Origin of the sequence: Leptolyngbya sp. AN10 (assembly GCF_050565645.1) — a bacterium.
GTDB lineage: Bacteria > Cyanobacteriota > Cyanobacteriia > Leptolyngbyales > Leptolyngbyaceae > Leptolyngbya.
The window spans coordinates 111,221-137,574 of the sequence record NZ_JBNXVP010000012.1; the positions used below are offsets into that span (position 1 = coordinate 111,221).

Sequence of the window (26,354 nt, forward strand, 5' to 3'; positions counted from 1 at the left end):
GCTCCTTACACACCAGAAACACAGCGAAACCCAGAGAAAATCTCTCGAACGTGCGGATAATACCAGTTTCGGAAGGAGTTTCGCATCGCCCACGGAAAAGTGACGAAGCTTCCACCTTTGAGAACTCGGTGAGCACGATCGAAGTAAGTTTGAGAATATCCAGGATACGGATAGTCTTCAAAGTTGGGATAGGCATCAAACCAAGTCGCTGTCCATTGCCAAACTTGACCGAGCATATTTTGAAATCCAGCCGCTTTTTCCCATTCAGCTTCGGTTGGAAGTCGTTTTCCGACAAATTTTGTGTAAGCATCGGCTTCATACCAACTCACACCGCAGACGGGGGAATCGTCGCTGCGGTTGGGGTGGGTTGTGCCCCCTAAATCCCCCATTCTGGGGGACTTTGAGGAAGGCAGCCAGTATAGAGGATGTTGAATTTTGTTTTCCTGAAGCCAGTTCCAGCTTTGCTCTGACCACCATTTCGGATCTTGGTAGCCGCCCGCTTCGATAAACGATCGATATTCTCGATTCGTCACCGGATATCGATCGATCCAATACGCTTCTAAATACACTTCATGCGACGAACGTTCATTATCTTGCGCCTCGATCGCGTCACTCCCCTGAACAAACGAACCCGCCGGAATCAAAATCATTCCCCCACACTCTGAAGAATCCTCATTCTCAAAGTCCCCCACTCGTGGGGGATTTAGGGGGCTTCCACCCGCTCCCAACTGTGCAAGCACGATCGACATCGTTTCCGCATGTTGGCATTCATGTTGCAGCAACCATTTCCACAATCGTTCCTGCTGATCCAGAGGCGCGATCGCTAAATAGTCAAAAACTTTCGATCGCACCGTTTCCAAATAGTCCAGCACGACTGGAATTTCAGGCAAACGAACGCGATCGCACTTCGGCAATCCATCCTGAGCAAACAAGCGATGATACTCAGAAAATACAGGCGGATACCCTGCACATCGCTGCAAAATCCAGAGCGCTTCAGTATACGCAATATGTCCCAAATGCCACCCGATCGGGCTGAAATCTGGATGGGCTTGAGTGCAAAACGCCTCATAATCCAGCGATTGAATCAGGGAAAGCGTTCTCGATCGACACTGCTGCATTGAGTGTCGCAACTCAGATCGGAGTGATATCTGGCTCAAAGTCATGATCAACGGTCAACAAACAGCGATCGGGCAACGCTTTCCACTTTCCCTCAAACAGCGGTTCCGATGCAATCAGCACAGAGTCGGGGAAAGTTAAATCATTCTGCAAATAATAAAGCGTTGGAGTCTGAACGCCCTGAGCATACCGAGAAGCCACCAGTTGATAGCCATCACTCAAAATCAGATTTGCAGAAAATGGAACTTGATGTTTTTCTCCTAATTCCATCAGCACCTTTAAAGTCCGGTGCAACGCATCCGTGAGATTGGTGCTAGATTCCAATTCATCAATCACCGTGGCAAAGAGATGCTCCGAATCGGTCACTCCTTGCACCAATTGATAAGCCAGATCACTCAATCGATCGCGCATCGGACGATACAAAGTTTGGCGAAAATCTTGAATGAATCCGTTATGCAGTCCCATAATCGACGCATATTGAAACGGTTGAGTATTACTCAAATCCGTTGCCAATCCTGCCGTTGCACTCCGAACATTCGCTAGTACACAGCCCGATTCGACATATCGACTCAAACTCTGCAAATTTACATCGTTCCAAATCGGTAAAGTGCTGCGATAGGTAAACGGTTCGGTTTCACGAGCGGCATGATACCAACCGACTCCAAAACCATCCGCATTCACCGTACCCGCTGTCATTTCTTTAGGCTGATAGCTTTGCACGACGAGAGAGTGATCCGATTGAGAAATTAATCGATCGAGCAACACAGGTCGCCCTAGATAACCAAGCAAACGACACATAAATATAGTTAGGGATCGAACATTCCAACTCTGACATAAATTCTCAGATTATGGTTTCAACCGCCAAGCAGAGATCGCCAAACAAGCCCATCCTGCCAGAAACGCCGCTCCACCGATCGGAGCTACTGCGCCTAAAATCTTCACACCCGATAATGAAAGCGCGTACAGGCTCCCAGAAAACAAGACAATTCCGACAATAAATGCAATCCCTGAAGCGGTTAAAAGCGGATCTGAGAAATTAGTTTGGCTAATAAAAAGAGCAACTAAAATTAATGCGATCGCGTGATACATCTGATACTGCGCTCCCGTCTCAAAAATCTCTAAAGCTCGATCGTCTAATTTTGCTCTCAAGGCATGAGTCGCAAATGCACCTCCCGCAACTGAAATTCCCGCCAGAATCGCTCCTGCTGATAAGAAGAATTGCGTCATTTTCCAATTATTTCGATTTGTTCTACTCGATGATTCTAGATCCGGGAATAAAGCTCGATCGTTACTATGAAGTTTCTTAAACAAAAATAAATCGATTCTGATCTATCAACAGAATCAAATCGAGCATGAATTCGGTTAATTCTGAATACTTGAAAAGCAAAAATTGACCTGAATTCAAATCGCAAAGGATAGAGCACACCTAATCTAAATAAAAGCTTGGATTCGATAAACATAGAACAGTCAACTGTCCATCTCATCGAGACTTCAAGCATTTTCAGATTTTGCATAGCTCACACTCAATTCTTATGATTAACCAATACAAGCGAGAAGAACCACTTAAGAAAACAGTCAATAAAACAATCACAACAAAAACTTATCGAACCAATTGGATATTACTCTTATTGTTTTATTCCTACCCTGTTCAAGATCACCATAAAAGGCTATACACTGAGTCTCATCACGAAGGAGAAACAACGAACTTCTCCAAAGTTTATTTCTCAATTGAATACTTGAACACAGATACAAATGCCGTTCGATTGCAGCTTCTATCCGTTTGTCCAAGCGCTAGAAAATGCGAGAAACTGCGCGGCTTTGCGTCCATCTGGTCGCTAAATTTGTGTTGAGAATTCAATCAATTCGTACTCAGCTTAACTTCTCGAAAAGCTGTCACTTTGGGATTACTCCTGACGGCTTCTCATGTCAAAAAATAGCGATTTTGTTTGTTAGGAGATTCGTGTTATGAGTCAGTATTCTCGCCGCCGATTCTTGTTCACCGCAACTGCAACCGGATTTGGTGCAGTCTTGCTCAAAAGCTGTGTCGGCAATCCTCCAAGCTCTGGCGGCAATGCTTCTGCTCCCGCCTCCCCTGGTGCTGTACCTGCGGTAAATCCGGGTAGCGGCGATGCTCCAGAAGTCACCACTGCACGTCTGGGCTACCTGCCGATTTTTGAAGCAGCACCCTTTGTCGTTGCCGTTGAAAAGCAAATGTTTGCTAAATACGGCATGACCGATGTGCAAGTTCTCAAGCAATCCTCTTGGGGTGCATTGCGCGATAACATCGTCATCGGTGCAGGTGGTGGTGGAATCGATGGCGCACAATTCCAAATGCCGATGCCTTATGCGATCGCAGATGGCAGAATCACCGATAATCGGAAAGTGCCGATGTACGTGCTGATGCAAACCTCGACGCAAGGAAACGGAATTGCGATCGCCAACAAGCACCTCGGCAAGAATCTCCACCTCGACCTTTCCAAAGGTGGCGCGAACTATCTCAAAGAGCTTGCCTCGAAAGGAACGCCATTCACCGCAGCTTACACCTTCCCTGGCGCGAACCAAGAACTCTGGATTCGCTACTGGTTGGCAGCAGGCGGAATCAACCCCGATACCGATGTCAGACTGATCGTTGTTCCTCCAGCACAAACCGTGGCGAACATGAAAACCGGAACGATGGACGGATTCAGCACAGGCGACCCCTGGCCCTTCCGCATCTTGGCAGACAACATCGGTTTCATGGGCACTCTAACTGCCCAAATGTGGAAAGATCACCCAGAAGAATACTTCGGGATGAGAGCCGACTGGGTAGACAAGCACCCGAAAGCTGCGAAAGCAATCATGAAGGGCTTAATGGAAGCTCAACAATGGTGCGACAATCAGGCGAACCGTAAAGAACTCGCGCAGATTCTCGGCGGGCGGCAGTACTTTAACCTGCCTGTGAACGTGCTCGAACCGCCGCTTGCAGGTCGGTACAACATGGGCGACGGTCAGCCTGAAATTAACGACACTGCAATGGGTCCGCTCTACTGGAAAGACAGCAAAGGCAGCGTGTCTTACCCATACAAGAGCCACGATACTTGGTTCCTGACCGAGAACATTCGTTGGGGCATAATTCCAGCCGAAACCAATGTCAAAGAATTGGTCGATAAAACTAACCGGGAAGATCTGTGGAAAGAAGCAGCAAAAGAAGCGGGAATCACTGATGCAGACATTCCAAAAGAAACCACTCGCGGTGTTGAGACCTTCTTCGATGGCACGAAGTTCGATGCTGCCAATCCGACTGAATATCTCAAGAGCCTGAAAGTGAAGAAAGTCAACGTTTAGTAAAAGCATGCGATCGCATCAGTCCTGTCTGATTTGTGCGATCGCGCTCTTCCAACCTGAGTCAAATACGACACTAGGGCAGGTTGAGACGTTGAAGAAATCTCCGATTCTTGTAGGTTTGATCTAGGTTTGATCAAAGAGAACAAGCTGAAAGTCGTGGGCGCGTACTACGACCTTGACACGGGCAGAGTCGAAATTCTCAAGGATAAAGCCGCGAAAGTTTAGAAAGTTTTGGCAGTTTGGAGCGTCGATACAAGTTCCTTCAAACTGCGATCGAGTGTCCCAAAGGATAGCATCAAGAGTGTGGAACGTCGAAAGACGGACTGTGCTCTTGTTTTCTTTTTTAAACTTCAGCGTCCCAATTTGTTTGGAATTCCCTCACACCCGCCCGGAATTGTTCCACGAGTCTTTGCACCGCCCCAAGCGCAGCAATAATAGCGCTGATCTTCCGTCATATCTTCTGCACCCGTGAAGTCTGCATTTTCAACCACCGCACCCGTATAAGCTCCCGTTCTAAAATTTGCGGGTTCAGTCCGGCTTCTGGGAGTCGCGGTTTCTGCTTTGCCATAGAAGAATCGAGTGCCACTCAAATCGGCTCCCCGCAAACTGGCACCACACAAAACAGTACGAGAAAAATTCGTTTTGACTAAATCGCAATTGGTTAAATTCGCTCGAATCAAATTGGCTTCACTCAAATCTGTCCAGCGTAAATCGGTTCCCGAAAGATCTGCCGCTGCCAACATAATGCCTAAATCGATCACGCGAATTCCATGCAGCCGATCTTCAGCATATCCACCTGTTCCATTCAGAATTGCCCGTCCTAACCGCGAATCTCGTTTGAGTGGCGACAGTAACTTTGCACGAGACAGGAATCGAATGATTTTTGCTTTTCCTGCCCCATCGACGCTGCTGAGAATCGCTGCCGTTCGTCCTTCTGCGATCGCTCTTTCTTGGGGCCAATCTTCTAATAATCCCTCTTCATCCAAGACCAAATCGGAAATCCCTTGAAAATAAGTATCGATCGTTTGTTGCTGCGTAATCGTATTTTGTTGAACCGTAAGCTCGATCGAGATAATGTACTGCCGCCACGCAATATAAACTGCCAAAATCGCAATTAGAATCTGCCCCAACGCGCCAAAGACTTCACCCAAAGCGCCGATCGCGTCCCATTGCAGATTGTTGTACAACTCTCCGATCACCCGATCTGCGCCCAACAGCTTGAACAATCCAATCAAGCCGACAATTCCCCCGATCGACCCCAGAACAATTCCTTGGTCTTGCTCGGTGAGAATTTCGATCACGATCGGCTTCACGGTTGGGTAGAGAATTTGAGCCGATAGCAGCAGCGTCACAATCGTGCCTGCCAAAATGATCCAAAACTGATTGAGAAATAGCCCGATCGACACCACCAACAACGCCACGATCAAGATTAGCGATCGAGACAGATTCGGCGACGAACCCAATTGGGTCGGAGAGTGATGGGCAGCGGTGCGCTCTCTAGAGACTTCTGCACGAGTAGGAATCGAGGAAATATCGGGCGATGAACCGTTCGTTGTGGACGATGGAGCCAAGTTTGGATCGACAGACATGGGCAATGGTGAACTCAGTCATTATGCTTATCCTACTCGCTTCCTAGAAAGGCGATCGGGGTCTTCTGGGTCATCCATTCGAGTATTGATCAAAATATCGCGTCATCATGCAAAAAATATTTCCGTAATGTGACAAAAATCGGCTGTTATGCCATAAAATTCGTTCAACTTCTCAGAATTGCAGTATTACTAATCTGTGTGATTGTGCGTGTGGAGTCTAAACAGTATGGGTTACGCAACTGAATCTAGTCCGCCTTCAGTTGAGGACAGAGCGCGATCGGGTGATCTCGAAGCGATCGCGTATTGGCTGAATGTGTTTCTGCTTCCCCATAATCTGTTTGCTCAAACTGAAGCCGCTCCCCAACCAGGTTGTATTCGGGTGTTTGTCGAGTTTCATCCGTCCCCAGAAATCGATGCGACCTCGCCCGAATTTCAACAAAGTTTAGTTCGATTCATTTGTCATCACATCTGGAAATTAAATTCGGATGCGATCGAGGGTGTTCAAGTCGTGGCTCGCTTCATCGGAAAGCCGCAACTCCTCTGGCGCAAGACGGTGAAAGTGATTTCTCCCGCCCGTCGCGCGAAATTAGCAGCAGGTTCAGAACCGCAACCTTCTCCTGATGTAATCAAGACCCGAATTCGGCAAGTCACTCGGCAGAAAGTTCAGTTTCGGGCATTACGATCGCTGTTGTTAACCGGAACGACTGCGGCTGCGTTTATTTTCGGATGCTGGCTCGGTTACGCAGATTCGCCTACAGAGCAACAAACCGCGACTGCTGCAAATTCGGAAACGGTTGCTCGATCGAATACAGTCACGACCGCATTAGAACCCGTTCAAGTCGAAACCGCTGGCACGTCACAGGATGGAACGGCAACACTCTTATTTGGGGGTGATGTGTCCTTGACGCACAGCTACACCGATATGGTGAAAGACGATAAGCACTGGGCATTTGCGGCACTTCAGGAGACTAAACTAGCGGATGTCTCGATCGTCAATCTCGAAGCGCCATTCACGACTGCAACTGATTCAGCTAAAAGCGATCCGTTCAAAGTTGATCCCGCTCAAGTGGAAGTCCTCAAGAACGGCGGAATCGGACTGGTGAATCTCGCGAACAATCGCATCATGGATTATCAGGGTGCAGGGTTAGAGGAAACGATCAAAACCTTAGATCAAGCGGGAATTCGCCACTTTGGAGCGGGACGGGATGCGAAAGAGGCACGCCGCCCAGAAATTCTCGATGTGGATGGGCAACGAGTGGCATACCTTGGCTACTACGGCACAGCAGATCAAGCCGCAGAAGACTCGAAACCTGGAACCAACCTGAAACAGAACAATCGCATTGCCGCAGACATTCAAGCGATTCGGAGCCAAGTCGATTGGGTGATCGTTAACTTTCACTGGGGCGAAGATATTGCCAAGTATCCGAATGATGCTCAGATGGCGTTAGCACGATTCTCGATCGACCAAGGAGCCGATTTAGTGATCGGTCATCATTCCAATATTTTGCAAGGTGCAGAAGTTTACAAAGGTCGCCCGATCGTTTACTCGCTTGGCAACTTCATTTTTGGGGGCAAAACCGAAAGTGATTATGACACTGCAATGCTGCGAGTTGCCCTGAAAGATCGGCAGATGAGAGTTGAGTTGTTACCTGTTGAGGTGCAAGGATTTCAGCCCCGTGTTGCCACTGGCGATCGTGGAAAAGAAATTTTGCATCAAATCGAATCTGTGTCCGATGTGTTCCAACAGCCGTTAAAGTCGCCCACTGTGATCGATGCTCGATCGAATACAGTGACTCATTCAGAAGAGTCGATCGTCAAACCGGATTCGTCGATCGATCAAACGACTCCATCCCCTGATTTGCAGACTGCTCCAGAATCTTCTCCCGATTCGCAGCTTGCACCATCCCCAGAAGCCTCGCCTGAGACGAGTCCGGATGCTTCGAGTGATCCCCAATCAACGCCTGATCCCGCTGCTCAACCCACTCCCTCTGATCAACCGTGGAATAACAATTCATTTATCAATCAAACCCCGTCTCCGGCTCCGGTGGTTCCCGAAACTGCGCCGCCTAATCCACAGGCAACCGACCCATCGAGCGATCGACAGACCGATTCCAGCAGCGATCGCAGTCGTCCCACACCGACCCAGAGTCTCGAACCTGTTCACCGTCGGTATGCAGACCATTCTTCTGAGACGATGACTGCTAATCTCCATCCTTAACACCATTCATTCACCTGCCTGTGTTTTCTATCGAACGTCGTCGCCTCCAATTTGATACTTATGTGCTTGTCGATCGAGCTTCTAATTCCAAGCTCGAAATCGTTCCCGATCGCGGCGGCATTATCACCAGTTGGCAAGTTCAGGGGCGCGAATTGCTTTACATGGATACCGCTCGATTCGCTGATCCGACTCTTTCCGTAAGAGGGGGGATTCCGATTCTGTTTCCAATCTGCGGGAATCTACCGAATAATACCTATACGTATAAGGGACAGACTTACACGCTGAAACAGCATGGATTTGCACGTGATCTGCCTTGGGAGGTCGTGGGGCAAAAAACCGATGGAGAACTGAGTTTCACGATCGCGCTTTCTAGCGATGCTCAAACCCTCGAAAAGTATCCGTTTCAGTTCCGGTTGGAATTTACGTATACCTTGAAAGGTCAGACTTTATCGATCGATCAAAAAATCACGAATCTGTCTGATGAAGCGATGCCGTTCTCGATCGGGTTTCATCCGTATTTTCTGGCATTGGAGAAGCACCAACTTCGATTTGAAATTCCTGCAACTGAAGCGCTCGATCAACGCACTCAAGACCGTTACCCATTTTTTAATACGTTCGATTTTGCTCAAGATGAAATCGATTGGGCGTTTCTTGAGGTGAGTCGTCAAGTCTCGAATGTCACAGATTTAAGCCGTCACACTCGAATTACGCTGACTGCCGCGAATGAATTTCCGCTCCTCGTATTTTGGACATTGAAAGGGAAGGATTTCTATTGTCTCGAACCTTGGAGTGCTCCTCGGAATGCGTTGAATACAGGAGAGCGGATCTTGTCGATCGAGCCTGGAAACACGCTCAATACAACGGTAAGTTTGTCGATCGAATTTTCGTAAAAAAACGATCGCCCCGTGAAGAGCGATCGCACCAGAGTTAGCTGCACGAAAAACCGAGAATCGGATTAGTCTGCTTTCGCGATCGTCCGACGACGCGCAAACGCCAGCAGACCGACTAAACCTAAACCAGCCACCGTCGTGGGTTCAGGCACTTGTACCGCAGTTAGAGCAAAGTCAGAGTTTCGAGAATCAGACGGACATTTTTTGCCAGTCGAACAAGTTTTCGTCGGGTCATCACTACGAACTTTTAACGCGGTCAGGCTAAAGCCTTGAATCTTGGAATCTCCAAATGGATTGAAAATTCTGTAAGCTCCGCCCTTGCGTCTGGTGGAAGGCGAAAGATTGATCACCGATCCGTCAGTCGATTCCCAAACCGCGCTGGTATCTCCGGTGACGCGCAGTTTACCCGTTTGCGTTCCACCCGTTTCTTTCACCAATGCAACTTCAAAGACTGCATCATTGAAAACACCAGGTTGGTAGAGGAAACTCAAATCAAGATACTTTAAGTTCAGCGATCGACCAAATCCCACGCTAAGAATCTCGTTAAAATCGATCTCACCGCCTGACGGATCAGGGTTCGTGCCGTTGCTTACACCCAAACCGAGAAGACCGTTCACGGTTTTCTGAGTGATCGTGCGGGAATTAGCAGGAGTGCTATTGTCTGTTGCAGTCAGTTTAAAGCTGTTGACAGTGCAAGTAGATGCTCCGACACAGCCTGCGTTAACAGCATCTTGAGCGGTGAAAGAAGCAGCGTTTGCTGTGGGCTGGAAGGCTGCGATCGCACCAGTGGCAACAACACTCGCAAGAACAGAGAGAGACAATTGCTTATTCATCATTTATTTCCAATTCGAGAAGAAGGTCTATGAAAGATCTAGGGGTAGAAATGCACAAGTTTACGGTGCGTAAAACTGATACGTAAAACTGAGGGGGAGAGCGAAGGAACTCGGTATTTCTGAGGGCGGCTTGCGGTTCCTGTCTTCGATATATACAGGTTATTACGGATACTGCGTGGATGCCCTATCCGTATCCACTTATTTATCCAAGCTTTAAGCACTCTGCAAAAATCACGAGTTTTCTATGAGGATATTGTCAGCATGAGAACTCACATGTTACTGAAACGCCTTTGTTTAATTTGCTACTTCATACGCAAAATGCCCATACCTCTGCGTGAGAGATACGGGCAAAAGCTAGGGAATTTAACTAAATTTTCGCCAAGCGCGATCGAGAATCCGGATGATTACGCAGCGAGGATTTGTTGAGCGTGTTTTGCCACCTGCTCTGTTTCATCGTGGGCGAGGGCTTCGATCGTGGCTCTTGCCTCCGGAGTATTCAATCGTCCCAAGGCTTGCACCACTCGATCGCGGACTTGCCAATCCGGATCAGAGGCATACGGAGTCAGTATTTCTACGGCACGAGTATCGCCCAATTCTCCGAGTGATCCGATCGCTGCGGTTTTCACCAATTCGCTGTCTGAATCTAGGGCTTCTTTTAATAAATCGAACGATCGAGGATCGCCCAATTCTCCCAATGCCGCGATCACACTGAAACTTACGAGCCATTCTGGAGTTCTGCGATAAAGTGCTTCAAGATCGCCGTAAGCTTCTGTAAGTTGTAGCGCTCCAACGGAATCAGCCGCCGCCGCTTGCACATCAGGTTCAATATCTGCCAGCGCTACTTTTAACAAAGACAGAGCCGCAGAGCGATCTTGGCTACCCAGAGAAGCGAGTTGACTGACAGCCGCATATCTCACCCGAACATTGCTATCTGCAACGGGAGTTTGAATCAGTTCAAACGCGATCGCAGGATCAATGTCTCGCAATTGATTAATCCCACGTAAGCGATCGCCAAAATCTTGGGATTGTAATAAGTCTCGAATTGAATCCGGTGTATTCATTTGCAAATCTCTTTATAAATCAAGCTTGATCGGCTGCCATTGTGCGGATAATGTCTCCACGGGTGAGAATTCCCACGACTTGACCAGCGGAATCGACCACGGGCAAGCGATGAACTTTGCGATCGTGCATCACTTTGGCAGCTTTGGAAAGAGGCGTATCTGGAGTCGTCGTCACAGGAGCCGGACTCATCACTTCTCCGACCGTTTGCCCTAGCGCTTTATGGAGTTCTTTCTCGTAGCGTCCCGGATTTTCCAGGTAGATAACGCTATCGAGCAGCATGATATAAGCGGGAGGCGTAACATCCGTTTCGCGCCACATTAGATCGGTTTCGGAAATGATGCCGACTAAGCGCTGATCCGCATCCAAGACGGGTAAACCGCTGATGTGACGTTCAGCTAGGATTTTGATGACATCGTTAATTGGGGTTTCAGGATGAACCGTGATCGGATTTTGGCTCATCGCGTCTGCAACAGTTTTTGCCATGAAGATTGTCGATCGCGTTTATCAAAGGTCTTACTGATCAATTATTAAGGAATTCCTGACGGAGACTGAGCTTATTCACTGGATTTAACAAACCGAGGCTCGATGTCAAAACCGTTACCGTTGCCGAGCGCACAGACCGAATCTTGATAAATCTGCGATGATAAGGTCACTTCGTCACTAAAATCCGCGATCGATGCAAGCTTCACTCAGACGAATTCTCATTGGAGTCGTCTTTTTCCTGATTACCGTTTTCCTAGCAACGATGGGCTATATTGTCGCGGGTTGGGAGCCGCTTGAGGCGTTCTATATGGTGGTGATTACGGTGTTCGGAGTGGGGTTTGGAGAAGTTCGCCCTGTGAATACACCAGAACTAAAGATTTTTACCATATTGGTGATCATCAGCGGTACATCGTCTGCGGTCTATGCGGTCGGCGGCTTTGTGCAGATGGTGACAGAAGGCGAAATCAAGCAGATTTTACAAAGAAAACGTATGTCTGAAACGATCAAGGCGCTAGAAGATCATGTGATTATCTGTGGATTTGGGCGCATGGGACAGATTTTGGCGAAAAAACTCACCGATGCCAAAGTGACGTTTGTAGTGATTGATAATGATGCCGATCGAATTGAGCAAGCCGAATCTCAGGGCTATCTCGTGCGGATGGGAAATGCGACAGATGATACGGTGCTGTATAAGGCAGGGATTGATAACGCGAAAGCTTTAGCAACAGTTCTTCCAGATGATGCAGCGAATGTTTTCATTACGCTAACCGCTCGCGAATTGAATCCGAAGCTGATGATTCTCTCGCGTGGGGAACTGCCTTCGACTGAGAAAAAACTCCGACTGGCAGGTGCGAATCAAGTGGTGTTACCTGCTTCGATTAGTGCTTTGCGAATGGCGCACATGATTACACATCCAGCGACTTTGGATTTCTTTAGTAAGGGTGACGATCGCAATACGCTGAATGAACTACTTGGACAGATGGATGTTCAGATTGATGAGCTGGCGATTACTCAGAAATCGGGGATGATCGGAGCCACGATCGGGGATATTGAAGTCCGAGGAAAAGGGACGATGATTATCGTGGCGCTGCGTCGGGCGGATGGAACGGTGATGACGCATCCGGGACAAATGACCGTGTTGGGAGAAGGCGATGCGGTGATTGTGATGGGACATCGGCAGGATATGCCGACCGTGATGCGGAGTTTAGTCGTGCGGAAAAGGATGCGATATCGCGGATCGCCTCGAATTTGGAATTGATGCGAATTACATAAACGCGCTTTAAGAAATAAAGTTTCATCTGTGGGTGTGATCTCGATCACGTTCATATCGCCTCTTGCTGTGACAATAGAGTTTCATCCGTGGGTGTGGTCTCGATCGCGTTCATATCGTCTCTTGTGTGAATCCCTGGCGAATGGAATTCGCGGCTATGCAAACAAAACCCGCCGTTGCGGGTTGACTACCAAACGCTCCTCGGACTTTGTTTGTATAGCCGCATACTTCAGTGTGACGGGCTTGAAGGATTCACATATGGGGTTTGATTTACTACCAGTGAATGTCGCGATAATGTGGAATAATCTCGAACGATCGGAGTATTTTCGATGCGTTGTCCCCGTTTGTCAGATCTGCCTCCACCGCCTCCAGGTAAAATAGGATTCCCGTGGACAGAAGAAAGCCAGCCGCTTCCAGATACGCTTCCGAATGGTGAAGCCTGGGACAAAATTAGTATCGTTACGCCGTCCTACCAGCAGGGCGAATTTATCGAAGAAACGATCCGATCGATATTGCTGCAAGGCTATCCGAATCTGGAGTACATCATCATTGATGGTGGCAGTACAGATGGAACGGTTGAGATCATTCGGAAATATGAGCCGTTTTTAACGGATTGGATGAGTGAACGCGATCGAGGACAGTCTCATGCGATCAATAAAGGCTGGGAACGGGCAACTGGAGAGATTTTGCACTTTCTGAACTCGGATGATCTTTTGCTGCCTGGAGCATTAGCCACGATCGCTCAGGTATTTTCTGAGGATCAAGCGATTCAAGTCGTTTCAGGCGTTTGTCCGGTGAAAGATGTGGAGCTAAAAGAAGAACTGCGGATAAAGCTGCCGAGAGCATTTGATTTGGCGTATTTTTTACTCGATCGAGAAGGTGTCGGACAGCCTGCAACGTTTATTCGGCGAGACGTTTACGAAAAAACAGGCGGCATGGATGAACGCTTGCATTACACACTGGATCGTGAATATTGGATGCGGATATGTTTGCGCTGTCCAGGAGTTCAGGTTGCAAAATTAGAGCAGCCTCTAGCAATTTTTCGGTGGCAATCGAACTGTAAATCGGCTCAAAGTGAAGCATCGTACTGTGAACGCGAACAATTGCTGAATATCTATTTTTCAGAGCTTGAGCTACCCGATCATTTACGATCGCTCAAACGAGAAGCTTACCTAACGTTTTATTCAACTGCGGCGGACTTGTGCCAGCAAACTCAAGCAAAACGCAAAGCGATCGAATTCTTCTTTAAAGCCATGTACTGGAATCCTCGTTTGATTCGATCGACTCCCAGATTTTTGCTCAAGTTGATGAAGTGACCGAAGCTCGATCGCATGATCTGAGTGGAGATCGCTTTCGGATGATGCCAATCGGTTTGAGACTCGGCATTCCCAAACCAAATCCCTGACCTAAATTCACACCAATCGATCGACAAAATTCGATGTCTTCTACGGCTTCCAATCCTTCTGCAAGTACCGTAATTCCAAGTTCTTGCGCCACATGAACTAAGCTTTTCACCATCACTTGTTTCATGTCATAGCGACTACACCCATCGATCAATCGTCGATCGAGCTTGATCACATCCGGGCGCAATTCTGTACAGTAATGGTCGATCGCGACATTGCTTCCTAAATCATCCAGTGCGAGTCCGAATCCCCCCGATCGAATTTGCGCGATCACTTTCGGCAGATTTGGATGATTGCTCAAAGCTTCAACTTCAGTCAGTTCAAACACGATTTGATTCGGGTGCAATCCTAGATCGAGAACTTGCTGAAAGTTGTGTTCTAACGATTCGGGATGATGCGCGATCGCGTTGGGTAACACGTTAATAAAAAAGATCGGGCGATCCGAATGACTCCACTGTGCCAGAGCGCTAAAACACTTCGATCGAGCTAAGTTATCAAACTCGCGGGTCAAATTCATCGTTAGCGCAGCATCGATCAACTGCTGTCCATTAAATAGCTGCCCTTGATCATTCTGAGCACGTGCTAAACATTCATGCGCTACCACTTGACCCGAATTTAAATCAAAGATCGGCTGATAGTTAAAAAAGAGTTGCTGTTGAGCTAAGACTTGAAAAAACCAAGAATGCTTTACCAGCATCGTCATTTGGTGCAGCGGTTGAGCATTGAGAAATTCACTGAGTAACGGAGCGGCATCAAGCGGCGATCGCGTCACAACATAGCGAGAAAGTGCTTGTCCCTGATCCGAAATTCGCTGACAGAGCGACACAAACAGATTAGACAATTCAAATTCGTTCACCGTCCGGTAAAGCAATTGCGGCACGATCGCGATTTTCTGAAAGCCCAATTGATACAGCACCAAATAGGTTTCCCGATCGCTCGGCTGCACGATCAGTTTTAGCGAGTGATTGAACTGAGGATTAAGTTGCACAAAAGAAGACCCTTCGCGTGAGACAGATGCGATGGTGATGCCCTGATCGTAAAGAGACGATCGCGCTGGATTAATCCGCCGACCGTCTAAAATATTTCCGCACTTATACGGTATCAAATACAGCTTCAAACTTGCCAATTCAACCCATCGCTTCATGTAATTTCCATAATTTGAGTGAAAAATCCGCAAGAAATCCATTGCATGAGATCATTTTTTACAGCGTTCTTTTTTGCCCTGACCTATGACTTCTCTGGCTGTAGACACCGCTCAATGGTCTGAATTGCTTCAACAACTGCTCGATCGCGATTCTCTATCGATGCAACAAGCCTCAACACTAATGCAGGGTTGGCTCAAGGATGAGATTCCGCCTGTGATTTCTGGCGGGATTTTGATGGCGTTGCAGATGAAAGGAATTTCAGCCGCAGAACTGGCAGGCATGGCGAAAGTTTTACAATCTCAGGCTCAGTTTGTCGATCGACCAGAGTTTCCCTTAATCGATACCTGCGGAACTGGCGGCGATGGCTCTTCAACGTTCAATATCTCGACTGCGGTGGCGTTTGTGGCTTCAGCAGCAGGACTGCGCGTGGCGAAACATGGGAATCGATCGGCTTCGAGTTTGGTCGGTTCAGCGGATGTGCTGGAAGCATTGGGCGTGAATTTAGCTGCGCCACCAGAACGGATTCAAGCCGCTGTTCAAGAAGTTGGGGTTACGTTTTTGTTTGCTCCCGGTTGGCATCCAGCATTGAAAGTAGTTGCCCCGATGCGGAAAACTTTGAAAGTTCGCACTGTGTTTAATTTGTTAGGTCCATTGGTCAATCCGTTGCAGCCGAGTGGACAAGTAATCGGGGTGTATAACTCAGTGTTATTGGAACCAATGGCAGAAGCGCTGAAACTTTTGGGGAAAGAAAGCGCGATCGTACTTCACGGACGAGAACGACTCGATGAAGCAGGCTTGGCAGATTTAACCGATATTGCGGTATTGCACAATCAAACGGTTGAAGTAACGACGATCGATCCTCAAGCTTTGGGATTACAAAAAGCTCCGATCGATTCCTTACGCGGTGGTGATATTTCTGTGAATACGGAAATTCTGCGATCGGTGTTGCAAGGAAAGGGAACTCAAGCCCAACAAGATGCAGTCACGCTCAATGCAGCGTTGGCTTTACGAGTTGGGCAAGAGGTAGACTCTTATGAACAGGGTATCGATCGAGCCAGAGACGTGCTGAAATCTGGTGCAGCCTGGGAGAAGTTGAATCAACTGGTTGAATTCTTGACTTGAGCTTATCTCAGCAAAATCCGGCTACTGGGTCCAATTTGCGTCGGGGTTGGTCGTGAGCCTTCTAACACGACGCGGCTCACCTGTTGAAGCTGATTCGTGCTGAGGATGCCGCTTGGATCGAAGTCAGGACTAATCGGAGTGGGCAGAATTGGATTCGGAACCGGAGGCGCGATCGGTGGCGCGATTGGAGGTGTAATCGGAGTAGGGCTGGGTGCTGCGGGAGGAGCTTGGATCGGGGCTAAACCTGCGGGAATCGTGACGCGCAATTGAACAGGCATCGCATCGATTCGGAAAGAATTCACCGTGGGGCGAGGCGGCAATTGCGGATTGGTGTTGAAATTGTAGTGCGATCGAAAATCGAACACGGTCGGACTCGTACCCCCATTACGATCGCTGTATCTCGGTCCTTGTCCACTAATATCAAACGTGCCTTGATACTGGAGTCCGGTGCTTGGATCAGTTGCAGTTCCGGTATATTTCCCTCGGACTACCAATTCGTCTTGAATCGTGCCGTGAAATCGAGTCGGAGCATTGTGATTCCGGCGAATCGGATCGAGTTGACCGTTTGATAGTACAGGAGAAGTTAGAGTGCCGTCTGTGGATACGATCGGGATTCCGCGAAAATCGACCCAGAATCGTCCTTGCCCATCGGTTTGAATGAGAGCGGGATTTGGGGCAGTGTAGACGAGTTGACCGTTTCTAAAAAACCGTCCTTGAGCATCAGTATCGACTCTGGTTGTCCCTTGGTTAAAATTCGGGTTTTGGCTTGGTGGAACGACGGTTCCAGTCACGACACCTGTACTGCGAATCACGACTTGAGCCGAGACAGATTGGACTCCGAGAGTAACGAGAGAAAGAGCAATTGCAAAAACTGTTTTCATAATTTAGAACCGGAAAGTCGCTCGAACTGCACCGACCACGATCGGATCATTGGCGGCGTTGTGATTGGAATTGAAAACGACGAAAACGCCAGGAGTAATATCGAGAAATGAGTTCAATCTGGCGCGGTAGAATGCCTCTAAATGCAGCGCGGTATCAGGTTGTCCGCCTCTGCCCCCTGTATCACTGAACCGAGGAAAATTATAACCATCGGGTAAGGTACTGCTTGTGATCTTAGGCGGTTGCCCAAAGAGAATTCCGCCGAGATTTCCGGGTACGAATAGATCAGGAAACGCGGAAAAGACCATCCAATTCGTGGTTTGGACAGAACCGGAGATGTCGATCGCTTTCGAGCTTGTCCATCCACCCCAACCACCGATCGTCAATTTCGGATTCAGTCGCCAAGCGAGTGTTCCCCCGATCGCATGAGTGGTAAATGCAGAATTCGTTGGCGCAAAAGGTGAAAGAAGTTGCGAATCTCCGATGCCAGTTCCCAGGAAGCCATCGGGAGAGCGGGAGAACAAATAGTGAATGCCAATGTCGATCGTATTTGTAGGTGCGATCGTCAATTGTGCTCCTGCTACATACCGACCGCCGATCAATCCACCTGCATTTGAATTCCCTGCAAATGAAGGCAGTTCCGCGCTGTAGAGTCCTTGTAAACTGAGGCGCGGATTAATTTGCCAATCGAAACCAATTCCACCGATTCCATTCCCGATCGTTAAGATTGGATTGCGCTGACCGAGTAACGAAAGCGTTCCTTCCCCTGAACCTTCTAAGGGATTGATGCCTCGGAAAACATTCGAGGGATTCACACCCGATGCACCAATCAAAACTCCGAAATTATTTGCAACTGGGAATCGATAGGATAAGTCACTGATAAGAAGCTGATTGTCTAGGTCAGACTCATAAGAAAGCCGTCCCATGTTGGTGGATAGATTGGGAGCATTCGATCGAACATTTCCCGTTTGCAGCGTTGTTAACAGCAAATCTCGTCCACTAAACGAAGTCGCGAGTGAAATTTGCACATTATTCGTTAAAGTCGGTTTCGTTTCTGCTCGACGCTCTGGAGTGCCGTCTCTTGGGAAAAGATCGACATCCGCTTTGTTGCTGAATTGAGTCGATACAATCGCTTGTCCTACTAATCGCGTTGTCGTTGAAAAATGATTTTTCTCCAACGTTGCAGTTCGGGCTTCTAAGTTATCCACTCGCCCTTTCACTTCTGCAAGCTCAGTCGAGAATTCAGTCTGTAGTTTTTGCAGTGCATCCAAATCTTGTCGGGTCACGGCATTCGATCGTTGAGCATTAATCAATTCTTGAACTCGATCGAGACAAGCATTCAAGCCCGCTGCAAATTCGTACCGAGTCAATGCCCGATTTCCTCGAAAGGTTCGGTCTGGATAGCCTGCAATACAGCCATACCGTTCTACTAAACTTTGAAGCGCCTGGAATGCCCAATCGGTCGGCTGCACATCTGACAATTGAGAAACAGAAGTGACTTGTTCCATTCCCTCTGAGCTAAATTCTGGGACGGCTGAGGGCAAAGGTTCTACAGTTGTTCGATCGAGATCCGGTTGAACTTCTTTAGTGTCAGATTTTACAGTGCTAAATTCTGGCGATCGCTCAGTTTCGGGAGCGGTTACGGAGGCGTTAATTGGGAGAGTGACGGACTGAACGGAGTTCTGAAGCGTCTGTTTCTGGGCAATTAACGGGGGCTGTTGGGGGGGAAGCGCGATCGCTCCAATCTCGGTCATCGTCTATCTATGTTAAGTGCGGCATTCCCCTTATACCCAAACACTCGTATAAAATTGCACTTTATGTAATGATCCGCGTCTCGAATGACTATTGATTGCGAAACGACAGGGCTGGATCACGATCGTTAATTGGTCGTGAGTGCGGTGACTAATTGAGCGATCGCAGGACTGAGATTCGATAAAACGACAACTGAAGCGGCAGCAATAATAATTGTGGTTGCCATTCGCACCATTGCATCTGTGCCTTTTTGGTAGACATCGAACTTGTAATCGATGCGATCGACCTTTTCTTCCAACTTGCCGAACCTTCCTTCCAACTTGTCGAATTTTTCGTCAAACTTCTCTTCAAGCTGTACCACTGTTGCATCAAGTCGTACTACTGTTGCATTCAATTGCAATAAAGCATCACGGATGTCGGTATTGGTTGGATTTTCTGAAATATTCATTTTGGATTTGTCAGTCAGACTGTATTTAGTCTATCGTTCCCTCATTTTTATTTGTTCTCTAAATTGTCTCAATTGAGACTGAATCAGAGGAGCGATCGCAGGTTTCTCGATCGACTCTCGATCGCCGATGAATATTGCCAAATCGTTAAAAACCTACTGAGTCTGATCAGGAAAACTGATTTTTTGAGTACAAATACTTACCAAAAACGTAGATTTTCAAAAAATAATTCTGAAATCCATATAACTTAAAGCTTTCAGACGTTCACATTTTGGAAACAGCCTATAGAATGAGCAATTGAAATTTCGAGGGAATCGGACTTTCAGACGATCTGAATTTCCCACCTTGACGTTTCACAAACCCGTCTCACTTGAGACACGAAAACCCTGATTACTTCTCTTAGGAGATTCTTATGAACAAAGGTGAACTCGTTGATGCAGTGGCAGAAAAGGCAAGTGTCACGAAAAAACAAGCCGATGCAGTCCTGTCCGCCGCGATCGAAACGATCGTAGAAGCGGTTTCCTCTGGTGACAAAGTGACTTTGGTTGGATTCGGATCGTTTGAATCGCGTGAACGCAAAGCGCGGGAAGGACGCAACCCCAAAACTGGCGATAAGATGGAAATTCCTGCAACTCGCGTTCCTGCATTTTCGGCAGGAAAACTGTTCAAAGAGAAAGTTGCACCCGAAGATTAAGCTCACCGTTGTAAACAGGCAGGAAATCATTTTGGTTCGTCCAACGCATGGGGGAAACGTATCTTGGGCAGCAAGTCTCGCTGGCTGTTCCCCCAGTGCAATTCTTGATTTTTCTGCCAGTATCAACCCACTCGGAACTCCTCGATCGGCAATTGAAGCGATTCAAGCTCATTTGCCGCTATTACGGGACTATCCTGATCCGAATTATCAGCAGGTGCGATCGATGCTAGCTCAGATCCACCCGCTTTCCCCGGATTGGATTTTGCCCGGTAATGGGTCGGCGGAGTTGCTGACTTGGGCGTGTTGGGATTTGGCGGAATTGGAGCAGACTGCGCTATTTGTGCCTGCGTTTAGCGACTATTTTCGGGCGTTGAATGCGTTTGGGGCGAAGGTTCAGCGGGTTCCAATGGAATCGCAGATCGAAGGGTCTCGATCGTCTGGATTGCTGTTGAACAATCCGCACAATCCAACAGGAAAACTGTTCGATCGTGTATGGATTCGAGAACAGTTGGAGCGGTTTGCGCTGGTCGTGGTGGATGAGGCGTTTATGGACTTCTTATCGCCGGATCAGGAGCAGAGTCTAATTTCCGAAGTCGAGAACTATCCGAATTTGGTGATTTTACGATCGCTGACTAAGTTCTATGCGCTACCGGGATTGCGGTTTGGATATGCGATCGCTCATCCCGATCGGATTAAAACTTGGCAACAACGGCGCGATCCGTGGTCGGTGAATACTTTGGCGGCGGCGGCGGCTGAAGCGGTTTTACAAGATTATGAGTTTCAAAAGCAAACGTTCGAGTGGCTAAATTCGGCTCGATCGCAGCTTTTTGAGAGATTAAAAGCGATTCCGGGACTGTCACCGCTTCCGGGTGTCGCGAACTATTTTCTGGTTCAATCTGAACGTTCCGTCCCGCAATTACAGAAACAATTACTAGAACACGATAAGATTCTTATTCGAGATTGCCTGAGTTTTGCGGAATTGGGCGATCGCTATTTTCGAGTGGCGGTTCGCTTACCTGCGGAAAATCAGCGTTTAATTGATGGGCTTAATTCATGCCTGCTGACTACGATTTCGTAATTATTGGATACTCAGAAACGGGAATTTATGCGGCAATCGAAGCGGCTCGAAAACGGGCAAGGGTCGCTCTGGTAGAGCAAGATTGTCAGCCGAAGATTTCACGCGGAACTGTGCTTTCTCAGTTTGCAAAAATAATTGATCAAAGTTCTCGATCGTGCTTCGATTCGGATGTGAAACTCCGGTTAGATTCGGTGAATCGATATACAGATGCGATCGCTCAATCTCATCAGGAATATTACGATCGAGCCAGATTAGAAGCGTTAGGAATTGAGTTCGTTTCCGGTGCAGGTGAATTCTGTCGCAAGCCTCAGACTGGATTTACGGTGAAAGGTCGAATTCTGCGATCGCGTTCTTATCTAATCGCAACTGATTACACGCCGATCGTGTCCGAAATGGTGAGTGCTTCAGGCGTTGAATTTCTCACTCCGAATTCTGCGATTACGAGAATTCCAGAATCGCTCGTGATGATTGGCGATGATGCGATCGGGGTTGAATTTGCTCAGTTGTATTCGCGATTGGGCGCACAAGTGACGATGTTAATTCGACAGCCGCACTTGTTATCGATCGCTGATTTGGAAACGGCTTTCCTGGTTCAATCTGCGCTCGAAGCTGAGGGAATCCGAATTATTAATGCGCTGCATATCCGAGATGTGCGGCAAAACGGGAATCGGAAATTAATCGACATTGAGAATTATACGATCGAAGCCGATGAGCTTTTTATCGCGGCAGGATGGCAGCAGAACGTTTCTAGTATGAATCTGCAAGCATTAGAAATTGATTCACCGATCCAACTCAACGATCGCTTACAAACGAATCATCCGCGTGTTTATTGGATCACTCATCCGATCCAATCGATCGCACGTTATCAAACGGATATTGTTCTGAAGAATTTATCATCGCTGCCGATTTTCAAAGTCGATTACGATCGCGTTGTTCAATCTGTTGCAACTGATCCAGAATTTGCGTGGATTGGACTGACTGAAACTCAGGCGATTCGCCGTTATCGTCGCGATGTAATGATTTTGCGTTTGCCGTTTAACACTTTAATGCAGGCACAAATCACCGGAGCAACTACCGGACTGTTTAAACTGATTGTGCGGCGCAATGGTCAGATTTTAGGAGCGCATATTGTTGGAGAAAGAGCCACAGAATTGATTCATCTGATGTCGATCGCAATCTCTGAGAATTTGAAAGTGCAATACTTCGATCGTTTTTCTTATGCGTCTCCAGCATTCTCAGAAATATTCAGAAATGCGGCTCACGAATATCGCAAGTTACGGCGAAATTATTCTGCACAAGATTTACAAGAGAGCTACTTTGCTTGGCAGCGAAATCGAACTAATTTGGACGGGCGACGATAACCCCGATCGCATCTTCCACCCGATTCAAATAAGTCTCTAAATCTGGAGAGATCTTCACTCCTCGACCCGGAGCCGCGTGAATGATGCCAACTTCGCCGTTTGGACTGCGGTAAACGAATCCGGTATGAGTCACATCCAAACCAGGAACACGAGTTGCGATCGCTAAAATATCCCCAGATTTCAATTCACGATACCGACTCCGAATCTGATTCGTCGGAATGTAATTTACCGTTGTCGCATTCAATCGCGCTTCCATTTGCTCGATGCACTGATGCTCTTTCTCACTCGCGACCAATTTCGGATATTTCTTCCAATTCGTACTCATGAAATTAAGCGTTTTACCGAGCGATATTCCACCCAATTCTTTCGTAATATCAGTAACAATCCCGCGCCGTTGATTATCTTCGATCCAATAAGAGAAATAATGCAATCGACTACAGTAGCCGTTAATTTCTCCGTTCTCGTATCGTTGCTGTTGTAGATGTTTTGTGAAACTGCTGGATGAATAATCTTGATTAACAATTCCACGCGCCATTGCAAGAACCGTTTCCACAAACAGCACACAATCGAATTCTCGCAACGATGTAAAAAGCGTTTCGTTTTTTGATCGATCGAGTAATCCCTCTGCGTAAGGCGTTCCTAGAAACTCTTCTGAGATAGCTTGAGTTACTTCTCCAAGCGATCGACGATGCCAATTTTGCTCGATCGCTAATTCCGTAATCTTTTGAAAAATCTTCCGATCCGGCTTAGATAATGGTTCCGGGGGCACAAGTGTGATCGAAGAAACAGGCTGTAAAGCAATCTTGGGCGGTTCCGTTTGGATCTCTAAACTCGTCCCGCAACCGAGCAGAAACGCGATCGTTGTCAAAGCATACAATTTTCTCATCGCGTTCCTGCTCAAATCGCCGTCACGATTCTACTGGAAAAACACAGAATGTTCCTACGAATCGTTACTTAGCATCTTTACAGCTAATTTCGCCTAACTGAAGACGACGTGCTTCTTGCGCCACCTTTTCGCACATTTGGCGATTGCCCACCTGACTTTGGAACGAATTGAATTCATCGATCGACAAAGCTGGCTTCTGATCCGCCAAGATTTGGTAGAAACTTTGACGAAACTGCTGACACAAATTCCGCACCTGATCGCGTGAATTGGTGTTCACTTGACCGATATTTTGGCAAACGCCGCTCGGAACATTACCGCCTGTCACCTGTTGAAGTTGAGTTTGGAGCGCTTGACGACGCTGTTCGAGCGCAACTGCCGATCGAACATACCGAGTAAAAGCGGACTCTTGAGCGAACGCGGAAGAATTAAAGGCTTGGGACACGGTGGGGGCAGAAAAATCAGGTGCCCAACCTGCCAAGACCGCGATCGAAGAAAATGCGCCTAACACGATCGAGCGTTTGACGAGCCAACGAGAGAGAGAAGAAAAATCACGGTTCATCATCATAAGGCGGTGTGACATTCCGAAAACTAGCACACAAGAGAGGTACAAATAATCTGAATTATTTTACTCGCAAGAAGTTCCAGGACACGGAAAAAACTTTGAAAAATTTTGACTTAGAACTGTGAAGTAATGATTTCGAGCATAATGAAATAACGAGTTTGATGACTGCCGATGACTGGTCAACTGCTGAATTCAGAAGAAATCGTCACGGAGCTAGACATTAGCCATTTGACGATCGAGGACGATACGCCCGTGGACAATATTCAATCTGAAAAACAGCAACGCCTGTTAGTTGAACCGCTCTACAGTTCCAAAGCGTTAACGTCCCCGTTTTTTGTGGCGGCAAATGTTGGGCTGTTCTATAAGCTGAAAAGTGATCCAGTCGTTCCCGATGTCATGCTGAGTTTGGATGTTCAGTGTGCGGAAGACTTTTCTCAAAAACAAAATCGTTCTTATTTCGTGTGGGAATTTGGCAAGCTGCCAGAGGTTTGTATTGAAATTGTCTCGAATGCGGAAGGCGATGAATTAGTTCTAAGTCGGAAATCGCAGCAGAAGGGGAAGTCGATCGCTAAAAAAGATCTCTATTCTCAAATCCGCATTCCTTACTACGTAGTATTCGATCCGCTCCGACAAATTCAGGGCGAAACCGAGATGAATGGTGCTCTATTACGGGTTTGGTCGAATTTTGCAGGTCGATGTACAGAACTCACCCCGCCCCAAGGAGTCACTGAGGTCGGGCAGTCGATTTGGCTCGAAGAGGTGGGATTGGGTCTTACGCTTTGGTCAGGACAGTTTGAGGAAGAGATCACGCGGCTCTGGTTGCGATGGTGCGATCGTTCTGGGCAAGTGATTCCCACAGGCGCAGAACTGGCGGAAACCGAACGGCAACGAGCAGAAACTGAACGGCAACGAGCAGAAGGAGCCGAGGCGAAAGCGCAACGATTGGCGGAGCGATTGCGATCGATGGGAATTGATCCAGACGAAGTTTAATGGGGATTATTTTTCTCGAATTTGCGCCCTAGCGAAGAATATACCCAGACCTTTGTATCGATGGGGATTCGTCGCTGCGATTCAGTCCGCCCGGAGGTAAACGCTCCGGGCTAATGGAAGAAAGGAGGCTGAAGCCCCCTAGAGCCGCAATTTCAGCCCTCTTCAGAGGGGTTCCCTCCATTAGCCCGGAGATTCATTTCCGGGCGAAATCGCGGGTAAACGAACCTGCCAAAATCTACAAGTCCGAAATCTAACGCCGCTGGAAAATTTGACACAGTTCGATCGTTTTAGTCTGAAGCGCGATCGTTTCATCACTTCCCCGCTTTAGGCTAAATTCTAAATCAAGCAAAATCGGCAAAACTCGCTGCAACTGCGCCACTGAAGTCGAGAAAAGCTCTTGTTTGAGAAAGTAAAGCTGTTTCGGATTGTTCAACTCCGCAGCTTTGGCAATTTCTCGATCGTCGCGTTCTCCCGATTCGAGCATTAATTTAATCCACAATCGCAATCGAAACTGCCCAACTAACGTGCTGACAATTCTTAGCGCTGGTTCGTTCTGACGGAGAAGATCCGCCACCAATTCTAGAGCTTCAGCAGTTTTCCCTTGGCGAATTGCGGCGAGTAACTTTAAAGAACTTTGGGTGCTGGCGGTGATTAGAGGCGCGATCGCATTCTCATCTAGTGGCTTTTTCGTGCCGCCTGCAAAAACTTTCAGCTTTTCGAGTTCGCTATAAAGCTGGCGGGTATCATTTCCAACCGCTTCGGTGACGTAACCGATCGCCTTCGAGGTCAATTTCAAATCCAATTCTTGAGCGACTTGCTGAACTTGTTTCGCGATCAGTTCCGTTTTCCAGGGCGGAATCAGCGAGAATTCTTGAATCGTGGCGTGAGTTTGTAGCAATTTCGTGGATTTCAAGCGCCCGTCCGGTTTCGTTGGACTGGTGAGCAAAAGCGTTGTAGTTTCAGGCAAAGCGGAAATTGTTCGATCGAGTTCGCTCAAAACCTCTTCTGGACAGCGTTGCGCCAAAGTCGTATCCGCCAGCCAGACCAAGCGATTCCCCGATCCAAAGGGCGGAGTCATCGCTTGATTCAATGCCTGCACGATCGCATCACTTTGTTCTGGCGAAAATTTATCAAAATTAAAACTTTCCCACATCGGGTCAAGCGTCTTCTGCTTCAAGACTTTCACCGCTTGAGCGATCGCAAAACTATCCTCGCCCCAATAAAAGTAAATCCCCATACCGAACTCCGCTT

At 47.7% G+C, this 26,354-nt stretch carries 24 protein-coding genes; 10 read left to right on the forward strand and 14 right to left on the reverse strand.

The genetic code is table 11. The annotated features are described in order from the left end of the window. Nucleotides 1-5 precede the first annotated feature (5 nt). The 3 genes from ACQ4M5_RS18355 to ACQ4M5_RS18365 are packed head-to-tail and all read right to left on the reverse strand — an operon-like array spanning nucleotide 6 to nucleotide 2,343. Nucleotides 6-1,163: an SUMF1/EgtB/PvdO family nonheme iron enzyme gene (locus ACQ4M5_RS18355; protein WP_430677107.1), complete on the reverse strand. Its 1,158-nt coding sequence runs from the start codon at nucleotides 1,161-1,163 to the stop codon at nucleotides 6-8. Continuing rightward, entirely contained in the window at nucleotides 1,132-1,914 is a 783-nt protein-coding gene (gene egtC, locus ACQ4M5_RS18360; protein WP_430677108.1) for an ergothioneine biosynthesis protein EgtC, read from the reverse strand. Before egtC ends, ACQ4M5_RS18355 begins: the two co-directional genes overlap by 32 nt. 48 nt (nucleotides 1,915-1,962) lie before the next feature. Continuing rightward, entirely contained in the window at nucleotides 1,963-2,343 is a 381-nt protein-coding gene (locus ACQ4M5_RS18365) for a DUF423 domain-containing protein (RefSeq protein ID WP_430677109.1), read from the reverse strand. Between the two features lie 738 nt (nucleotides 2,344-3,081). On the opposite strand from ACQ4M5_RS18365, the gene ACQ4M5_RS18370 reads away from it, so the two are divergent. Then, a complete protein-coding gene (locus tag ACQ4M5_RS18370; RefSeq protein ID WP_430677110.1) occupies nucleotides 3,082-4,440 on the forward strand; it encodes a CmpA/NrtA family ABC transporter substrate-binding protein in 1,359 nt (452 codons plus the stop codon). A gap of 350 nt (nucleotides 4,441-4,790) precedes the next feature. Here ACQ4M5_RS18370 and ACQ4M5_RS18375 read toward each other — a convergent pair whose 3' ends face one another. Continuing rightward, a complete protein-coding gene (locus ACQ4M5_RS18375) occupies nucleotides 4,791-6,029 on the reverse strand; it encodes a pentapeptide repeat-containing protein (protein ID WP_430677111.1) in 1,239 nt (412 codons plus the stop codon). Nucleotides 6,030-6,255: 226 nt separating this feature from the next. Here ACQ4M5_RS18375 and ACQ4M5_RS18380 point away from each other — a divergent pair, with 226 nt between their 5' ends. Together ACQ4M5_RS18380 and ACQ4M5_RS18385 are read left to right on the forward strand one after the other, a co-directional pair. Continuing rightward, nucleotides 6,256-8,247: a CapA family protein gene (locus ACQ4M5_RS18380; protein WP_430677112.1), complete on the forward strand. Its 1,992-nt coding sequence runs from the start codon at nucleotides 6,256-6,258 to the stop codon at nucleotides 8,245-8,247. A 20-nt stretch (nucleotides 8,248-8,267) separates the two neighbouring features. Next, nucleotides 8,268-9,137, forward strand: a complete 870-nt coding sequence (locus tag ACQ4M5_RS18385) for an aldose epimerase (protein ID WP_430677113.1) — start codon at nucleotides 8,268-8,270, stop codon at nucleotides 9,135-9,137. Nucleotides 9,138-9,202: 65 nt separating this feature from the next. On the opposite strand, the gene ACQ4M5_RS18390 is transcribed toward ACQ4M5_RS18385, so the two are convergent. From ACQ4M5_RS18390 to ACQ4M5_RS18400, 3 genes are all read right to left on the reverse strand, one after another. Next, nucleotides 9,203-9,973 (reverse strand): PEP-CTERM sorting domain-containing protein, encoded by a 771-nt coding sequence (locus tag ACQ4M5_RS18390; protein WP_430677114.1) that lies wholly within the window; start codon nucleotides 9,971-9,973, stop codon nucleotides 9,203-9,205. A 401-nt stretch (nucleotides 9,974-10,374) separates the two neighbouring features. After that, nucleotides 10,375-11,031, reverse strand: coding sequence for a phycobilisome degradation protein NblB (gene nblB / locus ACQ4M5_RS18395; RefSeq protein WP_430677116.1), 657 nt, complete (start codon nucleotides 11,029-11,031; stop codon nucleotides 10,375-10,377). A gap of 19 nt (nucleotides 11,032-11,050) precedes the next feature. After that, nucleotides 11,051-11,515, reverse strand: coding sequence for a CBS domain-containing protein (locus ACQ4M5_RS18400; protein WP_430677117.1), 465 nt, complete (start codon nucleotides 11,513-11,515; stop codon nucleotides 11,051-11,053). A gap of 193 nt (nucleotides 11,516-11,708) precedes the next feature. Here ACQ4M5_RS18400 and ACQ4M5_RS18405 point away from each other — a divergent pair, with 193 nt between their 5' ends. Together ACQ4M5_RS18405 and ACQ4M5_RS18410 are read left to right on the forward strand one after the other, a co-directional pair. Continuing rightward, nucleotides 11,709-12,773: a potassium channel family protein gene (locus ACQ4M5_RS18405; protein WP_430677118.1), complete on the forward strand. Its 1,065-nt coding sequence runs from the start codon at nucleotides 11,709-11,711 to the stop codon at nucleotides 12,771-12,773. 341 nt (nucleotides 12,774-13,114) lie between these two features. After that, on the forward strand, nucleotides 13,115-14,101 hold the full coding sequence (locus tag ACQ4M5_RS18410; protein ID WP_430677119.1) for a glycosyltransferase family 2 protein: 987 nt from the start codon (nucleotides 13,115-13,117) through the stop codon (nucleotides 14,099-14,101). On the opposite strand, the gene ACQ4M5_RS18415 is transcribed toward ACQ4M5_RS18410, so the two are convergent. Beyond that, on the reverse strand, nucleotides 14,085-15,332 hold the full coding sequence (locus ACQ4M5_RS18415) for an EAL domain-containing protein (RefSeq protein ID WP_430677120.1): 1,248 nt from the start codon (nucleotides 15,330-15,332) through the stop codon (nucleotides 14,085-14,087). The genes ACQ4M5_RS18410 and ACQ4M5_RS18415 overlap by 17 nt on opposite strands. Nucleotides 15,333-15,417: 85 nt before the next feature. On the opposite strand from ACQ4M5_RS18415, the gene trpD reads away from it, so the two are divergent. After that, complete coding sequence (gene trpD / locus ACQ4M5_RS18420) at nucleotides 15,418-16,455, forward strand: anthranilate phosphoribosyltransferase (protein ID WP_430677122.1); 1,038 nt, start codon at nucleotides 15,418-15,420, stop codon at nucleotides 16,453-16,455. Between the two features lie 2 nt (nucleotides 16,456-16,457). Here trpD and ACQ4M5_RS18425 read toward each other — a convergent pair whose 3' ends face one another. The 3 genes from ACQ4M5_RS18425 to ACQ4M5_RS18435 form a co-directional block, all read right to left on the reverse strand. Further along, nucleotides 16,458-17,336, reverse strand: coding sequence for a hypothetical protein (locus ACQ4M5_RS18425; protein WP_430677123.1), 879 nt, complete (start codon nucleotides 17,334-17,336; stop codon nucleotides 16,458-16,460). 3 nt (nucleotides 17,337-17,339) lie between these two features. Continuing rightward, complete coding sequence (locus tag ACQ4M5_RS18430) at nucleotides 17,340-19,088, reverse strand: iron uptake porin (protein WP_430677124.1); 1,749 nt, start codon at nucleotides 19,086-19,088, stop codon at nucleotides 17,340-17,342. Between the two features lie 125 nt (nucleotides 19,089-19,213). After that, nucleotides 19,214-19,534, reverse strand: coding sequence for a hypothetical protein (locus ACQ4M5_RS18435; RefSeq protein ID WP_430677125.1), 321 nt, complete (start codon nucleotides 19,532-19,534; stop codon nucleotides 19,214-19,216). Between the two features lie 410 nt (nucleotides 19,535-19,944). Here ACQ4M5_RS18435 and ACQ4M5_RS18440 point away from each other — a divergent pair, with 410 nt between their 5' ends. From ACQ4M5_RS18440 to ACQ4M5_RS18450, 3 genes are read left to right on the forward strand one after another with little or no spacing between them, the layout of a single operon-like run. Then, nucleotides 19,945-20,226, forward strand: a complete 282-nt coding sequence (locus tag ACQ4M5_RS18440) for an HU family DNA-binding protein (RefSeq protein WP_058998595.1) — start codon at nucleotides 19,945-19,947, stop codon at nucleotides 20,224-20,226. Nucleotides 20,227-20,257: 31 nt separating this feature from the next. Next, a complete protein-coding gene (gene cobD / locus ACQ4M5_RS18445) occupies nucleotides 20,258-21,304 on the forward strand; it encodes a threonine-phosphate decarboxylase CobD (protein WP_430677126.1) in 1,047 nt (348 codons plus the stop codon). Continuing rightward, nucleotides 21,280-22,665 carry an FAD-dependent oxidoreductase gene (locus ACQ4M5_RS18450; protein WP_430677127.1) on the forward strand — a complete coding sequence of 462 codons (1,386 nt, stop codon included), beginning with the start codon at nucleotides 21,280-21,282 and terminating at the stop codon, nucleotides 22,663-22,665. Before cobD ends, ACQ4M5_RS18450 begins: the two co-directional genes overlap by 25 nt. Here the strand turns inward: ACQ4M5_RS18450 and ACQ4M5_RS18455 are convergent. After that, a complete protein-coding gene (locus tag ACQ4M5_RS18455; RefSeq protein ID WP_430677128.1) occupies nucleotides 22,643-23,551 on the reverse strand; it encodes an N-acetylmuramoyl-L-alanine amidase-like domain-containing protein in 909 nt (302 codons plus the stop codon). The genes ACQ4M5_RS18450 and ACQ4M5_RS18455 overlap by 23 nt on opposite strands. Before the next feature lie 64 nt (nucleotides 23,552-23,615). Continuing rightward, nucleotides 23,616-24,131 (reverse strand): DUF4168 domain-containing protein, encoded by a 516-nt coding sequence (locus ACQ4M5_RS18460; RefSeq protein ID WP_430677129.1) that lies wholly within the window; start codon nucleotides 24,129-24,131, stop codon nucleotides 23,616-23,618. Between the two features lie 153 nt (nucleotides 24,132-24,284). On the opposite strand from ACQ4M5_RS18460, the gene ACQ4M5_RS18465 reads away from it, so the two are divergent. Continuing rightward, nucleotides 24,285-25,103, forward strand: a complete 819-nt coding sequence (locus tag ACQ4M5_RS18465; protein WP_430677130.1) for a Uma2 family endonuclease — start codon at nucleotides 24,285-24,287, stop codon at nucleotides 25,101-25,103. A 250-nt stretch (nucleotides 25,104-25,353) separates the two neighbouring features. Here the strand turns inward: ACQ4M5_RS18465 and holA are convergent, their stop codons facing one another. Further along, the gene (gene holA / locus ACQ4M5_RS18470) at nucleotides 25,354-26,340 is read right to left on the reverse strand and encodes a DNA polymerase III subunit delta (protein ID WP_430677131.1); all 987 of its coding nucleotides are present in this window, start codon (nucleotides 26,338-26,340) and stop codon (nucleotides 25,354-25,356) included. Nucleotides 26,341-26,354 lie beyond the last annotated feature (14 nt).

Bases quoted from the DNA above. Each gene is read 5' to 3' on its own strand.
- ACQ4M5_RS18355 (WP_430677107.1), bottom strand. From the start codon at position 1,163: ATGACTTTGAGCCAGATATCACTCCGATCTGAGTTGCGACACTCAATG.
- egtC (WP_430677108.1), bottom strand. From the start codon at position 1,914: ATGTGTCGTTTGCTTGGTTATCTAGGGCGACCTGTGTTGCTCGATCGA.
- ACQ4M5_RS18365 (WP_430677109.1), bottom strand. From the start codon at position 2,343: ATGACGCAATTCTTCTTATCAGCAGGAGCGATTCTGGCGGGAATTTCA.
- ACQ4M5_RS18370 (WP_430677110.1), top strand. From the start codon at position 3,082: ATGAGTCAGTATTCTCGCCGCCGATTCTTGTTCACCGCAACTGCAACC.
- ACQ4M5_RS18375 (WP_430677111.1), bottom strand. From the start codon at position 6,029: ATGTCTGTCGATCCAAACTTGGCTCCATCGTCCACAACGAACGGTTCA.
- ACQ4M5_RS18380 (WP_430677112.1), top strand. From the start codon at position 6,256: ATGGGTTACGCAACTGAATCTAGTCCGCCTTCAGTTGAGGACAGAGCG.
- ACQ4M5_RS18390 (WP_430677114.1), bottom strand. From the start codon at position 9,973: ATGATGAATAAGCAATTGTCTCTCTCTGTTCTTGCGAGTGTTGTTGCC.
- nblB (WP_430677116.1), bottom strand. From the start codon at position 11,031: ATGAATACACCGGATTCAATTCGAGACTTATTACAATCCCAAGATTTT.
- ACQ4M5_RS18400 (WP_430677117.1), bottom strand. From the start codon at position 11,515: ATGGCAAAAACTGTTGCAGACGCGATGAGCCAAAATCCGATCACGGTT.
- ACQ4M5_RS18405 (WP_430677118.1), top strand. From the start codon at position 11,709: ATGCAAGCTTCACTCAGACGAATTCTCATTGGAGTCGTCTTTTTCCTG.
- ACQ4M5_RS18410 (WP_430677119.1), top strand. From the start codon at position 13,115: ATGCGTTGTCCCCGTTTGTCAGATCTGCCTCCACCGCCTCCAGGTAAA.
- ACQ4M5_RS18415 (WP_430677120.1), bottom strand. From the start codon at position 15,332: ATGAAGCGATGGGTTGAATTGGCAAGTTTGAAGCTGTATTTGATACCG.
- trpD (WP_430677122.1), top strand. From the start codon at position 15,418: ATGACTTCTCTGGCTGTAGACACCGCTCAATGGTCTGAATTGCTTCAA.
- ACQ4M5_RS18425 (WP_430677123.1), bottom strand. From the start codon at position 17,336: ATGAAAACAGTTTTTGCAATTGCTCTTTCTCTCGTTACTCTCGGAGTC.
- ACQ4M5_RS18430 (WP_430677124.1), bottom strand. From the start codon at position 19,088: ATGACCGAGATTGGAGCGATCGCGCTTCCCCCCCAACAGCCCCCGTTA.
- ACQ4M5_RS18435 (WP_430677125.1), bottom strand. From the start codon at position 19,534: ATGAATATTTCAGAAAATCCAACCAATACCGACATCCGTGATGCTTTA.
- ACQ4M5_RS18440 (WP_058998595.1), top strand. From the start codon at position 19,945: ATGAACAAAGGTGAACTCGTTGATGCAGTGGCAGAAAAGGCAAGTGTC.
- ACQ4M5_RS18450 (WP_430677127.1), top strand. From the start codon at position 21,280: ATGCCTGCTGACTACGATTTCGTAATTATTGGATACTCAGAAACGGGA.
- ACQ4M5_RS18455 (WP_430677128.1), bottom strand. From the start codon at position 23,551: ATGAGAAAATTGTATGCTTTGACAACGATCGCGTTTCTGCTCGGTTGC.
- ACQ4M5_RS18460 (WP_430677129.1), bottom strand. From the start codon at position 24,131: ATGTCACACCGCCTTATGATGATGAACCGTGATTTTTCTTCTCTCTCT.
- ACQ4M5_RS18465 (WP_430677130.1), top strand. From the start codon at position 24,285: ATGACTGGTCAACTGCTGAATTCAGAAGAAATCGTCACGGAGCTAGAC.
- holA (WP_430677131.1), bottom strand. From the start codon at position 26,340: ATGGGGATTTACTTTTATTGGGGCGAGGATAGTTTTGCGATCGCTCAA.